Source organism: Nocardia sp. NPDC055002 (assembly GCF_053608825.1).
In genome coordinates this window covers 1-15,785 of record NZ_JBSGWE010000007.1, presented here as the reverse complement: position 1 = coordinate 15,785, position 15,785 = coordinate 1, and the positions used below count along the sequence as shown (strand labels likewise).

At 69.3% G+C, this 15,785-nt stretch carries 9 protein-coding genes; 1 reads left to right on the top strand and 8 read right to left on the bottom strand.

Features of this window, described 5'->3' with window-relative positions; translation table 11 throughout:
* Nucleotides 1–44 precede the first annotated feature (44 nt).
* Nucleotides 45–1,598, bottom strand: coding sequence for an AMP-binding protein (locus ACWF99_RS25820; protein ID WP_452537616.1), 1,554 nt, complete (start codon nucleotides 1,596–1,598; stop codon nucleotides 45–47).
* Nucleotides 1,592–2,884: a lipase family protein gene (locus ACWF99_RS25815; protein WP_452537615.1), complete on the bottom strand. Its 1,293-nt coding sequence runs from the start codon at nucleotides 2,882–2,884 to the stop codon at nucleotides 1,592–1,594. The genes ACWF99_RS25820 and ACWF99_RS25815 overlap by 7 nt, the downstream gene beginning before the upstream one ends.
* 95 nt (nucleotides 2,885–2,979) lie before the next feature.
* Here ACWF99_RS25815 and ACWF99_RS25810 point away from each other — a divergent pair, with 95 nt between their 5' ends.
* Nucleotides 2,980–3,666 (top strand): TetR/AcrR family transcriptional regulator, encoded by a 687-nt coding sequence (locus tag ACWF99_RS25810; protein WP_378633209.1) that lies wholly within the window; start codon nucleotides 2,980–2,982, stop codon nucleotides 3,664–3,666.
* 76 nt (nucleotides 3,667–3,742) lie between these two features.
* On the opposite strand, the gene ACWF99_RS25805 is transcribed toward ACWF99_RS25810, so the two are convergent.
* From ACWF99_RS25805 to ACWF99_RS25780, 6 genes are all read right to left on the bottom strand, one after another.
* Nucleotides 3,743–4,651, bottom strand: coding sequence for a dioxygenase family protein (locus tag ACWF99_RS25805; protein WP_452537614.1), 909 nt, complete (start codon nucleotides 4,649–4,651; stop codon nucleotides 3,743–3,745).
* An 86-nt stretch (nucleotides 4,652–4,737) separates the two neighbouring features.
* Complete coding sequence (locus tag ACWF99_RS25800; RefSeq protein ID WP_452537613.1) at nucleotides 4,738–5,832, bottom strand: ABC transporter substrate-binding protein; 1,095 nt, start codon at nucleotides 5,830–5,832, stop codon at nucleotides 4,738–4,740.
* A 48-nt stretch (nucleotides 5,833–5,880) separates the two neighbouring features.
* Complete coding sequence (locus tag ACWF99_RS25795; protein WP_378633216.1) at nucleotides 5,881–6,669, bottom strand: ABC transporter permease; 789 nt, start codon at nucleotides 6,667–6,669, stop codon at nucleotides 5,881–5,883.
* The gene (locus ACWF99_RS25790; RefSeq protein WP_378633218.1) at nucleotides 6,669–7,487 is read right to left on the bottom strand and encodes an ABC transporter permease; all 819 of its coding nucleotides are present in this window, start codon (nucleotides 7,485–7,487) and stop codon (nucleotides 6,669–6,671) included. The genes ACWF99_RS25795 and ACWF99_RS25790 overlap by 1 nt, the downstream gene beginning before the upstream one ends.
* Nucleotides 7,484–8,494, bottom strand: coding sequence for an ATP-binding cassette domain-containing protein (locus tag ACWF99_RS25785; RefSeq protein WP_378633221.1), 1,011 nt, complete (start codon nucleotides 8,492–8,494; stop codon nucleotides 7,484–7,486). Before ACWF99_RS25785 ends, ACWF99_RS25790 begins: the two co-directional genes overlap by 4 nt.
* The coding region (locus ACWF99_RS25780; protein WP_452537612.1) for an amino acid adenylation domain-containing protein at nucleotides 8,491–15,785 on the bottom strand (7,295 nt) is incomplete at its 5' end. The genes ACWF99_RS25785 and ACWF99_RS25780, both read right to left, overlap by 4 nt.

Sequence of the window (15,785 nt, the reverse complement as noted above, 5' to 3'; positions counted from 1 at the left end):
CCGAGCGGGCGGCGCCGACCCCTCGTCGGCGCCGCCGGGTTCGGTCAGCTCAGTGCGGCCAGGCCGCGGCGGTCGATCTTGCCGGTCGGGGTGCGCGGTAGTTCGTCGACGAACAGCACATCGCGTGGGGCTTTGAAACGGGCGAGGTGGGTTTTCACGTAGGTGCGCACGGTCTCGGCGTCCATCTCGCCCGCGGGCACCACGAACGCGGCGAGCCGCTGACCGAATTCCTCGTCGGGCACACCGATCACGGCCGCTTCGGTGATCGCCGGGTGCCGGTAGAGCAGGTCCTCGATCTCGCCGGGGAAGACGTTCTCGCCCCCGGAGACGATCATGTCGTCATCGCGTCCGTCGATGAAAAGCCGACCGCCGGAATCGAAGTGACCGAGGTCGCCGGTGCTCATCAACCCGCCACGGAGTTGCTTGGACCCGCCACCGGAGTAGCCCTCGAAGGCGATGGTGTTGCCCACGTAGACGGTGCCGACCGCGCCGGGCTCGGTGATCCGGGTCCCGTCGGCGTCGTAGAGCGCGACGGTGATCCCGACCGGAGGTTTGCCCACGGTGCCCGGTGCGGCGATCCAGTCTTGCGGGGTCGCGATGGTGGCCGTACCGGTCTCGGTGCAGCCGTAGAAGTTGTAGATCACCGGGCCGAAGGTGTCGATCGCCCTGGTGCCCAACGACGACGGCAACGCCGCCCCGGCGGTGAACACGATCCGCAGGGAGCGGGTATCGGTGGTGGACAAGGACTTCGGGTCCAGATCGAGGAGGCGACGCAGCATGGTGGGCACCAGCACGACCATGTCGGCGCGATGCTCGGCGATCTGGGCGAGGGCGCGGGCGGCGTCGAACCGGCCGTGCAGCACGATCGTCGACCCCAGGTTCAGCGAGAGGATGAACTGGGACAGCGCGGTGCCGTGGAACAGCGGCGCGCACAGCAGCACCGTCTGCCCGCGTCGCAGCGGAACCCGGTCGACGAATTGTGCGGCGGCCAACGGTGATTCGACTCGTCGTGGTGCGCCCTTGGGCGTACCTGTGGTGCCACCGGTGAGCAGGACGAAACCGCCCTGCTGTGCGGGCGCGCCGATCGATGGGACGTCGGAGCGAATCGTGTTGTCCAGCAGGACTATCCGTTCGGGTAGATCCTGAGCCATCGTGGACAGGGCGGGGTCGAGGACGAGTGCGCTGACCCCCTCTCGGTCCAGCACGTCACGCAACTGCGCCGCACCGAATCCGGTATTGAGCAGCACCAGTCGAGCGCCGAGTTTCGCGGTGGCGGCCATGGATTCGACGAGCCGCACTCCGTCGGGACAGAGCACGCCGACCGTGTCACCCGCGTCGAGGCCGTCGGCGTGCCAGGTGGCGGCGAGTGCGTCGGTGCGTTGATCGAGTTCCCGGTAACTGATCCGCTCGCCGTCGCAGATCAGCGCGATGCGCTCGGGTGCGCGTCGCGCCGAGGAACGGATCCCACCGGCGATCGGGCCGAACGCGCGCATGGTGCGGGCGGTGCGCAGGATCTGCGCGGGGTGACGTGGATCGATGATCCCGGCCCGTGCCAGGGCGCGGATCTGGCGTAGCGAGGTCGTGGCGGCGCTCAACATACTCGCGGCCCCGGGTCGGCGCCCGCGGCGACCGCGAGCAGCCACGCGACCGTGCCCAGTTCGGGGACGATCTCGGCGCTGATGTGCTCCGAGAACGGCACCCTGATCATCCGCATGTTCACGCCGCGGGCGCAGTAGTCACCGGCGATCGTGTCGATCGCCAGCTCGGCGGGCAGCAGTTGGTCGGTGGTCGAATGCCACATCAGCAGCGGCATATCGGGGGTGTTCTCGGGTCTGCCGAAACTCGCGGCGGACAGCGCGGGTCGCGCGGCAACCAGCGCGGCCTGCGGATCGGTCAGGTACTGCGCGATCGGGCGGAGCAGGGTGGTCGCCACGGAGGTGTAGAGACAGCGTTCCCGCAGATCGTCGGCCACTCGGCGGCCTTCCGGAGTCAGGTACTGCTGTAGCTGGGCGTCGAATTCGGGGTATTCGCGGGCCAGTCCGAGCACGGCGAGCCAGCCGGTGAAGTTGGCCTGCGGCTGCTGTCCCGAGATCGCGAACGGGGCGATCGCGACCTTGTCGCCGGGGATTCCGCCCTGCACGCTGCCCTTGATGTCGAGCTCGGGAGCGTAGTGGCGGCGTTGCTCGGCGGCCGAGGCGGACGCGTTGCCGCCTCCGGAATAGCCCCACAGCCCCACCGGCGCGGCGTCGAGCCCGAGTCCGCCGCGCTGGGCCGCGCGGATGCCGTCGAGCACCATCCGGCCCTCGCTCGGCGACATGATCGTGTTCTCTTTGCCGTCGAAATCGGTGACCACCACGGCTGCGCCTGCCGCAAGGAACTGGCTCATGATGGCCACCTCCTTCTGGATGCCCGCGCGCAGGGTGTAGGACGGATTGCACTGCTGACCGAGGCTGTCGATCGCCTCCTGATACGAAATCAGCGGGCGCGCACCGGGACCCAGCCACGGGATGCCCGGCATCAGCACGGTGGTGGCGGTGGCGATCGGGTTGTCGTGCACGTCGGAGCTGCGTAGCAGGAGCTGGGTGGTGTGTACGGGCGCGGGCAGGCCGAGCACGTGAGTCTGTACCACCCGGCTGCGGATCACGTCTCCGTTGGCGTAGCCGGCGAGGTCGGCTGGGTCGGCGTACCAGGGGTCGTGCTGCGGCGTGGGGATCGGCACGACCGCCGGATACACCTGCGCCTCGTTCGGCAGTGGCGGCAGTTCGAAATCCTGGGCGCCCGCCGGACCCCCTGCCGCCAGCGCCGTCATCGCGAGCAGGGGCAGGGCTCGGGCACCGAGCCGTCGGAGCCGGGGCGACCGGCAGGTGGCCGTGCTGCGCTGCATGGCATCTCCTTCGATAGGTGATGCTGATTACAGCACGGTGCCTTGTTGAGAACAAGAGTTCTTGTTTATATTCGGGAATCTGTAGGCTGAGCTGCGTGACGTCGACCGACAAGAGCCAAGTCCGCTCCCGGCGCATCCAGGGCCTGGACGCCGAACAGCGCCGCGCGCGCAGGCGCGAACAGATCCTGGCCGCCGCCTTCGACCTGATCGCCGCCGAGGGCTACGTCAACACCGCGATCGAGCAGATCTGCCAGACCGCCTTCGTCGGCAACAAGGCCTTCTACGAGCTCTTCGACAGCAAAGAGGACTGCTATCTGGCGCTGCTGCAGCAGCAGAGCGAACGCGCGCAGGACCGGGTCGCCACCGCGCTGTCGGAATCCTCGAGCGCCCGCGACGAGGTGGTCGCCGCCGTCATCGGGGCCTTCGCCCACTCGATGGTCGACGACCCCCGCGTGGCGAAGGTGACTTTCGGTGAAGCCAGCGGCATTTCGGCGAAGGTCGAACAGCAGCGGCGCGTCAACCGCCGCTGGGCCGCCCAGTTCCTCGAAACCCTGTGGCGCGAATACGGATTCGTGCCCCCCGAGGGAATCGGCGTCGACCTGCACGCCCTCGCTGTCTCCGCGATCGGCGGCCTGTTCGAAACCGTCGCCGACTGGCTCCACACCGACGCGGGCGCGCAAGGCGACATCGACGTCCTGATCAGAGATCTCACGGCCTTCATCGAGATCGTGCACCTGGGACTGGCTGCCGCCGCGGACCGTTCAGAAGCGTTGCGCCACTGAGCTTCCCGGTGCGGCTGTCATCGGCGAATTCGGATTCGAGGGGATAGCTGAGTGGGGATGCCGGCCCGCGGGCCCTTCAGCGGGGTGCTGGGCCGGCGGGTGGTGGGCCGCCTGGTGCGCCGTTGCCCGAGGGGGGTGAGCCCGGGAAACCGTTGTCGGACTGGGTGTTCTGGGATTTGGCGGCTACGCCGATGGTGAGGGAGACGGACATGCCGGTGGTGGGGGTGCCGGTGACGGTGGCCAGTTCGGCGTCCCAGCCGTCCCCGAAGACGCCGTCGGAGGCGAGGGTCACGCCGGACAGGTTGCGGGTGCTGTTCACGTAGCCGGAGTCGGCGTCGAAGACGGCGGTGCACGCGTCTTGGGGGAGGGCGATCTGGGAGGTGAGGCGGGCGTTGTCGCCCGCGACCGCGGTGGCGAGGGAGTCGTAGACCTCGAAGTGGATGTGTGGCCAGCGACCGGCGTAGCAGGCGGGGAAGATCGAGGTGAACCGTACGGTGCCGTCGTCGTCGGCCACCTGGACGCCGCGCAGGTAGTTCTGTTCGGTGGCGCCCTCGGTGTAGAGGGAGTACCGGCCCTCGCGGTCGCAATGCCAGACGTACACCGCCATTCCGGTGCCTGCCGCGTTCTGCGCGAGGTCGCGCAGATTCAGCGTGAGTGTCATCGGAACACCCTGGGCGGTACCGGAATACGTGCCGAAGCTGGTGGTGATATCGGAGCGCACCACACCGGATTCGATCAGGACATTGGGGCCGTTGGAACCGTCACCCGGGTAGGGACCCGCTGTCTCCTGCGGCGCCGCGGCGGGAGTTTCGGCTGACGCGGAGGTGGCACTGTCGGCCGAGCTCGTGCTCGTGCCGGAGCTGTCGGTCGAGGCCGCGCAACCCGCCGCCGCTGCCGCGACCCCGGCGACGCCGAGGAAACTCAGCGCTCGCCGCCGTGACATCACTCGAAGGTCGTGCCCCAGTCCCAGATCGTGCTCGCCCATAGCTGCTCCTTCGCTGCCTTGTTGGCGACCACGCTAAGCAGGTGGACTGCGCTGGGACTGCGAACACGCTGGGAGTCAGCTGGGAGTCAATCGGTGACGTAACCGTTGAGGCTGTTGCGCAGGTCGGTGAGGACCGCGCGGGCGGCGGTGAGACCTGTGGTGTGCCAGATCTTGTCGTCGACCGCGAAGACCCGCTTGTCGGTCGAGGCGCCCAGTTCCTCGAACTGGTCGGAGCGCAGAACCTGTTTGCCGTGTTTCTCGCCGTCCGGGCCGTCGAACATCACGTAGATGATGTCGCCTTCGGCTTTGGTGGCGAGGTCGGCTCCGGTGATGTCGAAGGACGGTCCGCGCTGGGCGGTCGGGCGCTGGACGCCGACATCGGACAAAACTTGGGCGGCGAAGGTTTCGGCGCCCTGGACCTGCGTGGTGTCGGCGGTGAAGCGCAGCACCGAGGCCTGGGACTGGCGCGCGTTCAGCGCGGGGCCGAGGTCGTGGGCCTCGGTGAGGTAGTTCTGCAGGGCGGTTTCGGCGGCATCGTTGCGGTTCATCCCCGCGGAATAAGCGGCGAAATCGGACTGCCAGCTGCCGCCCGCGCCGATCAGCACGGTGGGGGCGATCTTGCTCAGCGCCTCGTACCCGCCCGCGGCCGGTGCGACGTCGCCGAGGATCAGATCGGGCTTCAGCTCGGCGATGCGAGCAGGATCGGGCTGACCGATCGGTCCGATGCTGGGCACCTTCACCACGCCGTACCCCAGGTACATCGGCTGCGAACGGTCGCCGTCGAGGGTTACCGCGCCCGCGACCCGCTCCCACAGACCGACCGCGCAGGCCGCGTCGAGCGCCGAGGTGGTGAGCACGACGATGCGTTGCGGGTCGGCGGGAACCTGCGAGGTACCGGCGGTGTGCGTCACCGTTCGGGGGCCGCCGGGGCCCGCGTCGGGCGCACTCGGCAACGGGCACGCGGTCGCGGTGTCGCGATCGGCCCCGACCACGCCCGCACCGGCGATATTCGTGGTGGTGCGGATGATCGTGCTCGCGTCATCGTGCTTGTCCGCGCATCCCGCGGTGAACACGGCGGCGCACAGCAACGCGGCAGCCACGACGACGCCGCGTGAGCGGACGCGCCCGCCCTGCTCTGCGGTGCGACGGAATCGGGTGCGGTTTCGGACGCTCGCCAGCATGCGCACGAGGGTACTGCGTAGCCGGCGGCGCGAATGCCGCGGGCCGAGCTACCGGCGGCTCGCGCGCCGGAAGCCGACGGCGGCGGGCACGGCGAACAACAGGAGCGCGGCGCCGGACCAGGCGAGGGTGAGCAGCAGGGGCACGGCGACAGGACCCTTGTCGGACAGTCCGCGCATCGCGTCGACGGCCACCGACATCGGCTGGTAGCGCACCACCGGCTGAATCCAGGTCGGGAAGGCGACGAGCGGCACGAATCCGGTGCTGAAGAACATCATCAGCGAGGCGAGGATCGTGATGCCCTCGACCAGTGAGGCCTTCGCGCTGTAGACGGCGACGGCGGTGACCATGGTGGCGAAGGCGAGTCCGAACACCACGGGGATCGCCAGGAATACGAGGCCGGCCAGTGGACCGTGGTGGAAGCGGAAGCCGAGCAGGTAGCCCACGATCAGCACCGCCACGGTGCCGAGCAGGATCCGGCAGCCTTCGGCGAGGATGCGCGAGATCAGGCCCGACGCACGATGCACGGGCAGCACCCAGAATCTGGCCAGCAGACCCGCGTCGCGTTCGCGGCCGAGCAGCACGCCGCTCGCGACGGCGCCGGACAGCGCGCCGACGAGGGCGACCATCGGCACCGAGCCGTAGAGGGCATCGTCGCCGGTGAACTTCTCGATCTGACCGCCCACCACGATGTTGAGCATCACCAGCAGCAGACACGGGATGAGCAGGGTCTCGAGCAGCGTCACCGGGTTGCGTGCCCAGCGCACCAGGAGCCGCTCGGTCTGGATCAGCGTGTGCCGCAGCAGCGACACCGCCGAGGTCTCCGATTGTTCTGCCATCAGGCCCTCCTCGAACTCAGCCGGATGGCCACCGGCGCGCAGATCGCCACCATGGCGGCGAGCCAGAGCAGCGACGGGGTCACCAGCGACCAGGTCACCGTCCCGGCGTTGCCCTTGGTGTCACCGGCCAGCGCGCGCAACACGATCGCGAACTGGGAGACCGGTTGATTGCGCACGAACCACTGGATCCACTCGGGGAACTGGCTCGCCGGTGCGAGACCGGTCGAGAGCATGCCGAAGATCAACGGGGGCAGCAGCAGCGCCTGCGAGGTGGCTTCGGGGCTCTTGGACAGCGTGCCGATCACATCCGCGCCGAGGGTGAACGCGAGTCCGATGAGTACCGAGAACGCCAGATAGCCGAGGGTATGCGCGGCGTCGAGCCGGAACCGGAAGCCGATCACATAGCCCGCGGCGATCCCCGCGGCCAACGAGATGAGCAGCCGGAACAGGTTGGCCGACATCCGCGCCGCGACCGGAACCAGCGGGCGCAGCGGCATCGCGCCGAAGCGGCGGTTGAGGCCGGCCACGGAATCGGTGGCCGAGCGGAACGCCGCCGAGATGGCGGTGAACGCGGCGGCCTGCAGGATCACCAGCGGCATCATGTACTGGGCGTAACTGCTGAAACCGTTGCCGGAGAACGTCATCACCGTTTTCAGCGGGATGTAGAAGCTGGCCGTGAAGGCCGCGGGCGCGAGCACCGAGGCGAGGAACTCGCCGGATTTGATCGAGGGCACGATCAGCCGGGTGCTCAGGACCCACCACTGCTGCACCGTCTCCGGTGTCGCGCGCACGGAGGTGTTCCAGGTGATGGCGGTCATGGGGTGGCCGCCGATTCGTCCTCGGTCGAGGCGAGGTGACCGGTGAGCTGCAGGAACACATCGTCGAGCGAGGGTCTGCGCAGGGCGATGTCGACGAGCTCGACCGAGGCGTTGTCGAGTCTGCGCAGGGCCTCGGCGAGCGTCTTGGCACCGTCGGGCGCGGGGATGGTGATGCGATCCGATTCGGGGGTGAGCGCGGCCAGGTTCTCCGCTGGCAGCAGCGAGCCGAGCGCGGCGACGATGGTCGGTAGCCCTTCCAGATCCAGCGGCACGATCTCGCAGTAGCTGCCGCCGGTACGGTGTTTCAGCTCGTCCGCGGTGCCGGAGGCGATCACCACGCCGTGGTCGATCACGATGATCTGGTCGCTGAGCGCGTCGGCCTCCTCCAGGTACTGGGTGGTGAGCAGGGTGGTGATCCCCGCGGTCTTGAAGCTGCGCACCAGGTCCCAGACGCCCTGTCGGCTGCGGGGATCGAGGCCGGTGGTCGGTTCGTCGAGGAAGACGACGTCGGGCCGCACCACGAGACCGCACGCGATGTCGATGCGGCGCCGCATGCCGCCCGAGTAGGTGCCGACGCGCCGATTCGCCGCCTTCTCCAGATCGAATTCGCCGAGCAGTTCCCTGGCCCTGACCTGCGCCGCCGGTTTGCGCAGCCCCATCAGCCTGCCGAACATGACGAGGTTCTCGTAGCCGCTGAGCATGTCGTCGAGCGCGGCGTACTGCCCGGTGAGCATGATCCGTTTGCGCACCGCGGCGGGGTCGGCGACGACGTCGTGTCCGGCGACCACCGCCCGCCCGCTGTCGGGCGTGACGAGAGTGGACAGGATGTTCACCATCGTCGTCTTGCCCGCGCCGTTGGGGCCGAGGATGCCGAGCACCTCACCGGGGGCGGCCTCGAAATCGACGCCGCGCAGGGCGTGCACGTCGCCGAAGGACTTCTCGATCCCTTCGACCACGACACCACCGGTGCGCGGGTTGCTCTGCACGAGAGTGTGTTCGACGCTCATATCCGGTCTCCTGCTTCCAAGTGGTCATCGAGCAGTGGCGAGATGACCGACAGTGCGTAGGGATTGGTCATGTCGTCGTGGGTCACGTCGACGTCGTGGTCGGTGATGTCGCCGGTGACGTAGGGCCGCCAGCCGTCGGGTCCCATCCATTCGGCGGGATCGACCGTGGCGCGGAAATACACGACGTCACCGTGGTAGACCGGGCGCTGATAGCCGGTCCGGGTGCCCGCGGAGGCGTTGTAGGAGCCCGCCATGCGCTCGATGGTGGCCGCGTCGATGAGCTCGACTCCGCCGAGCCGGGCGGTGATGAGCTCGGCCGCTTGTTCGGCGGTCGATTCGGCGGGCACGTCGTCGATGCCGAAGATGGCGCCGAAGGTGTTGATGAAGGCGCCCGGCGACAGGCGCTCGATGGTGTCGCCGTCGATATCGGCGGTGTCGGTGTCCAGCAGCGCCACGACGCCGACCTGCTCGCCCGCTGCCCGCAGTTCCACCGCCATGGCCTGGGCGATGAGCCCGCCGAAGGACCAGCCGAGCAGGTGATAGGGGCCGCTCGGCTGCACCGCGCGGATCTCGCGCACGTAGCGCTGGGCGAATTCCTCGATGGAGCGGGCGGAGGGCTCGCGGCCGCTGAGGTCGGGCGCCTGGAGCCCGTAGATCGGGCGGCCCGGCCGGAGCTGTTCGGCGAATCCCAGGTAGCTCCAAGACATTCCGGAGGAGGAGTGGACGCAGAACAGCGCCGGTCGATCGCCGTCGGGGCGGATCGGTAGCAGCACGTCGAGACCGAGTCCGGTCGGTCCGGGCTCCACGACCGCTGCCGTGCGCGCGGTCATGGCGGCGGCTTCGTCGGCCGAGGCGATCTGGGCCGCGGGGGTTTCGGCGAATCGTGCCGCCGCGTCGAGTGCCGCTACCCAGAGGTGGGCGAGTTCGGCGACGTCCGCACGATCCAGCAGCTGTGCCGCGTAACCGAACTCGGCCTGCAGCCGGTTGCCGACGACCATGGCGTTGATATCGATCGGCGACATGATCGGCACGTCCGGATGCTCGGCCGCCTCGAGATCGCCGAGCGCGTCGGTGGGTAGCCAGCCGAGACCTTCGAGGCCGGGCGGAGTGTCGACGGAGGTGTGCCTGCCCAGGTAGTTCACACAGATCTGGCCGGGCAGCCGGGTCGGAAGGTGCTCGGCGGCTTCGGGATTCAGGTAGCGCAGCATGCCGAAGCCGATGCCCTTGTCGGGGACCGCGAGCAGGTCGTGCTTGACCCGGCGGATGGCCGCGCCCATGGCGGGGCCGCCCGCCAGCGCGTCGTCGATGTCGATGTCGGCGAGATCGAGGCGCACCGGGTACAGGTTGGTGAACCAGCCGATGGTCCGCGACAGATCGGCGCCGGGCACGACTTCTTCCTGTCTGCCATGGCCTTCCAGACGCAGCAGCGCCGAACGCTCGTCCACGCCTCTGCGCGCACGCCAGCGCACCAGCGCCACCGCCAGGGTGGCGAACAGCGCGTCGGTGACACTGCCCTGGAACAGGCGGGGCAGGGTGGTGAGCAGCGCTGTCGTGGTGTCCTCGTCGACCTCGATGTCGAGACGGCGGACGGTCTGTCCCTGATCGGTGTCAGGATCGAGGTGACGGGCGCCGAGCAGTGGGTCGGGGCCGTGCACCACCGCTTGCCAGTACGGGAGTTCGGCGCGGCGCCGCTCGGAACGGGCCTGCTCGGTCATGGCGTGCGACCAGCGCCGCATCGACGTACCGATGTCCGGGAGGATCGGGGTGGCGCCCGCCGATACCTGGGCCCAGGCGGCGATCAAGTCCTGCACCAGGATGCGCCACGACACGCTGTCGATCGCGAGATGGTGCGCGACGATGATCAGGCGACCGGGCCCGGTGTGCGCGCCGGCGTCGCCGACCGGATCCAGCCACACGAACTGCAGGACGACCCCGTCCGCCGGATTCAGTCGGTTCATCGCGGAGTCGAGCTCGGTCTGGGCGTATTCGCGCAGCTCGATCGGGTCGATGGCGGCGTCGAAGGCCGTGCGGTGCACCAGTGCGTCCACCTCGACCGACCCGGGCTCGGCCACGCGCAGCCGCCAGCCGTCCTCGGCCGCCCACAGGTGGGCTCGCAGCATGTCGTGCCGGTCGATCACGGCCGAGACAGTGGCGACGAGTTGCGCGCGCTCGATGCCGACGGGCAGTTCCAGCACCGCGGTCTGGGCGAACCGGTCGAAATCGCCGCCGCGTTCGACCATGTAGCGCACGATCGGTGTCAGCGGCAGGTCACCGGTGCCCCCACCGGGCAGTTCGGCGAGCGCTTCCACCGTCTCGGCGGCGTCGACGGCCGCGCCCAGCGCCGCCACCGTGCGGTGTTCGAAGACCTGCAACGGCGTGCAGTGCACGCCGCGCAGCTTCGCCTGGCTGACGAGCTGGATGGCGAGGATGCTGTCGCCGCCGAGGGCGAAGAACGAATCGTCGATGCCGACCTGTGGACGGCCGAGCAGTTCGGCGTAGACCTCGGCGAGTACCAGTTCGGTCGGTGTCTCCGGTGCGCGGTACGGGGTGTCGTCGGTGACGAACACCGGCTCCGGCAGCGCTGTGCGGTCGAGTTTGCCGACCGCGTTGATGGGGATCTCGTCCAGCACCACGAAAGCGGCGGGCACCATGTACGCGGGGAGCGTGTCGGCGGCGAGGGCGCGGATGTGCGCGATGTCGAGGTCGGCGCCGGGCACGCGTACCAGGTAGGCGGCGAGGGCGGTGGCACCGGTGGGGCCCGCAACGCCCAGCGTCACAGCGAAATCGACGCCGTCGATGGCGCCGAGCACCGCGTCGATCTCGCCGAGCTCGATGCGCTGGCCGCGCACCTTGACCTGGAAGTCGGTGCGGCCGAGATATTCCAGCGCCAATCCGGTCGGTGTGTCGGTGGGGCCTGCGGTGCGAGTCCACCGCACCAGGTCGCCTGTGCGATAAAGGCATTCGCCGGGACCGCCGAAAGGATTGGCGATGAATCGGGCTGCCGTCAAGCTCGGCCGCGCGTGGTAGCACCGCGCGAGCGAGGTGCCCGCGAGGTACAGCTCACCCGCGACGCCGACGGGTACCGGGCGCAGGCGGTCGTCGAGGACGAGTGCGGACGCACCGCGGACGGGAGCGCCGATGGTCACCGGCTCCGTAGCGGACAGCGGCGCGGAACCTGTTGCCCAGATGGTGTATTCGGTCGGGCCGTACAGGTTGACCATCGTCCGCCCGCCTGCGCCGCCGCACCAGCGCGCGACGAGATCGGGGCCGACCGCCTCACCCGCGACCGCGAGCACCCGCAGGCTCGACACGTCGGCGGGATCGATGGTGGCCAGTGCCGACGGCGTGATCACCATGTGGGTCACCTGCTCGGCGGCGATCAGTTCCGCGAGGGGGGCGCCGCCGAAGACATCCGGCGGGGCGATCACCGAGGCGCCGCCGCAGCCGAAGGCCATGAGTGCCTCGAAGATCGACGCGTCGAAGCTCGGCGAGGCCACCTGCATCACCCGGGCGTGTTCGTCGAGGGCGAGATCGGTGCGCTGGGAGGCGACCAGGTCGGCCAGGCCACGATGGGTGACGGTGACGCCCTTCGGGGTACCGGTGGAGCCGGAGGTGTAGATCATCCACGCCGGGTTCTCCACCCTGATCGGAACCGGCAGTTCCGCGGGGGTGAGGTCAGCGTCGTCGGTGGCGGCCATGCGGGTGGCGAAGCCGGGGTCGTCGAGGATCAGCCAGCGGGTGGTGTCGGACAGCTGCGGCCGGTACTCGGCGAGGGTGATTCCGACGCGCGCGCCGGAATCGGTGAGCATGTGGTCGATGCGGTCCGCCGGATGTTTCGGGTCGACCGGCAGGAACGCCGCGCCCACCTTCGCCGCGGCCCAGATGCCGACATGGAGCTCGACACATCGTGGGAGGCCGAGGGCTACCACAGATTCCGTGTGCGCTCCCGCCTCGATGAGCATCCTGGCCAACTGATTCGACCGGGCATTCAGCGCGCCGTAGGTGATCGCGCCGGATACCTGCGCGGGTTGTGCCGCGTCGTCGGCGGATGTGGGCTCGGTCGGGGAGATGGTGCCGGTGCCCGCGGTGGCCTGGGTCGCGGTGGCCGTCGCAGTGTCGGCAACCAGTGCCGGTCGGTCGGCGAAGGTCGCCGCGGTGGCGGTGAGCAGGTCGGCCAACGTCGTGGTGCCCGCGGTGGAGGGGCCGTGGACCGGAACGAGGTCCGCGCGTTCGGATTCGGCGAGGAGGTCGATATCGGCGAGGCGGATGTCGATGTCGCTGAGGACGGTGGCGAGCACCTGCCGCCATCGGGTCGCGAACGAGGTGACGGTGGCCGCGTCGAACAGGTCTGTCGCGTAGGTGAGGACACCGTCGATGCCCACCGGGCCGGTCTCGTCGAACCGTTCGCGCAGGTCCAGGGTGAGGTCGAAGGCCGAGGAGCGGCGGTCGAAGTCCTCGACTTCGAAACGCAGTCCGGGTAGTTCGAGTACCGGTTCGATGAAGTTCTGCAGCGACAGCGACACCTGGAACAGCGGGTGATGGGCGGTCGACCGGGTGGGGTCGAGTGCCGCGACGAGCTGCTCGAACGGTACGTCGGCGTGGCCGAAGGCGTCGAGGTCGGTGTCGCGGACGGTGGCGAGCAGCTGCCGGAACCCGGTGCCGGGGTCGACCGGCGTGCGCAGGGCCAGGGTGTTGACGAACATGCCGACGAGCTCGTCCAGCGCGGCCGCACCGCGACCCGCGATCGGCGTGCCGATGACGACATCGCCGGTACCGCCGAGCCGGGCCAGCAGCACTGCGAGGGCGGCGTGGACGACCATGAAGACGCTGACATTGTTCGCGGCGGCGAAGTCGATCAGCGCACGGTGGGTCTGTTCGTCGACGGTGAAGTCGACATCATCGCTGCTCATGGTCTGCACCGCCGGACGGGGGCGATCGGCGGGGAGTTCCAGCGCATCCGGTGCGCCCGCGAGTGCCTCGCGCCAATACCGGATCTGCTGTGCTGCAACGGACTCCGAATCCGTGGCGCTGCCGAGAAGCTCGCGATGCCACAGCGCGAAGTCCGCGTACTGCACCGTGAGCGCAGGCTGCGTGGGTGCTGAACCCGACACCCGCGCCGAGTAGGCGGCGACCAGGTCCGCCGCCAGCGGGGCCATCGATGCGCCGTCTGCGCTGATGTGGTGTACGACGAGGACGATGACATGTACTGGCACAGGGTCTTCGGATCGATGAGCATTGTGGGGTCCGGTCTCGGCTGGGCGACTGTTGAGGCGGAACAGGCCGACACGCAGTGGTGCCTGACGGGTGAGGTCGAAGCCGGTGCCTGCCAGTTCGTTGATCTGCTCACGCAGTGGCGCGCCGTCTTCGGTGTCGAGCAGCGGCATCGGCGGAACCGCGGTGTCGATGCCGACAACGACCTGACGCGGGCCCTCGGCGTCGGCGGGGTAGCGGGTGCGCAGGCTCTCCTGCCGTTCGACCACGTCGGCGAGAGCGCGGCGCATGGCTTCCACATCGAGGGTTCCGGTGAGGCGCAGGGCGATCGCGATGTTGTAGGCCGACGAGTCGGGGTCGAGTTGATTGAGTACCCACATACGCTGCTGGGCGGGGGACAGCGGGATGCGGTCCGGGCGCAGGCGGGGAGCCAGCGCGGGCAGGCCCGGACTGCCCTCGGCCGCGGGGACGACCCGCGCCGACAGCTGGGCGACGCTCGGCGCGTCGAACAGGTCCCGCAGAGCGATGGTGGAGCCGAGCGCCGAATTGACCCGGGCGACAACCTTCGTCGCGCTCAGCGAGTTGCCGCCGAGTTCGAAGAAGGACTGGTCGACGCTCACCCGTTCGCTGCCGAGGACATCGGCGAACACCACGGCCACAGCCTGTTCGATCGGTGTGCGCGGTGCGAGATAGGACTGCTGGGTGGCCGAGAAGTCCGGTATCGGCAGGGCTTTGCGGTCCAGTTTGCCGACCGGGGTGAGCGGGATATCTTCCAGGACAACGACATAGGCGGGCACCATGTATCCCGGCAGTTCCGCCGCGACCTCGGCGCGCAACCGTTCGGTGTCGAGCGCGACATCCGGCACGGGAAGCACGTAGGACACGAGCACGGTGGCGCCCGCCGGTCCTTCGCGCCCGATCGTCACCGCGTAGTCGACCTCGTCGTCGCGCGAGAGCACCGCGTCGATCTCGCCGAGTTCGATCCGCAGGCCGCGGATCTTCACCTGGAAGTCGCTGCGGCCCAGGTATTCCAGGGTGAGCGCGGCGTTCTCGCCCGTGACCCAGCGCACCATGTCGCCGGTCCGGTACATCCGTTCCCCGGCGACGCCGAACGGGTTGGCGACGAACCGGCTCGCTGTCATCTCGAACCGGTTGAAGTAGCCGCGCGCCAGCGCGGGCCCGGCCAGATACAGCTCACCGGCGATGCCGACCGGCACCGGACGCAACCAGCTGTCCAGCACCACCAGTGCCGCACCGCGAATCGGTCCGCCGATGGTGACCGGCTCGCCGGGGAGCAGTTCGGCGGGACCGGTCGCCCAGATGCTGAACTCGGTGGGGCCGTACAGATTCACCATCCGCCTGCCCGCGGCCCACTTCTCGATGAGCTCGGGGGTGGCCGCCTCACCGGCCACCGACAGCACCCGCAACTCGGTGAGATCGGTGGGTTCCATCGTCGCCAGCGCCGACGGGGTGATCACCGCGTGGGTGACCCGCTCGGTGCGCAGCAGCGTCTCGAGTTCGCCGCCGCCGTAGACCTCGGGCGGTGAGACCACCAGGCGTCCACCCGCGGCGTGCGCGGTCAGCATCTCGAAGACCGAAGCGTCGAAGCTGGGGGAGGCGACCTGGAGTGCGCTGGCGGTGGGGTCCAGCGCCAGGGTTTCGCGCTGGGTGGCGACGAGATTCGCGATGCCGCGATGGCTGAGCAGAACCGCCTTCGGCTTGCCGGTGGAACCGGAGGTGTAGATCAGGTAGGCCGTGTGGTCGATATCGAGCGGGCCGCCGCGTTCGGCGTCGGTGATCGGCGCGTCGGAGACCAGCATGGCGCGGCGCATGGTGTTCAGGTCGTCGAGCAGCAGCCAGTCGATGGACCCGGGCAGGTCTTCGCCGGTGGCCGTCACAGTGACGCCGATCGGGGCCTTCGAATCGGAGAGCATGTGCTCGATCCGCTCCACCGGATAGCTCGGATCCAGCGTCACCAGCACCGCACGCGCGTTGACCCCGCGGAAGCGGGCGACGAGCGGTCCCGGCGAGCTGTAGGTGGGCGCCCGCACGAACATCTCGGGGGCGAGCGGGCGGCGGG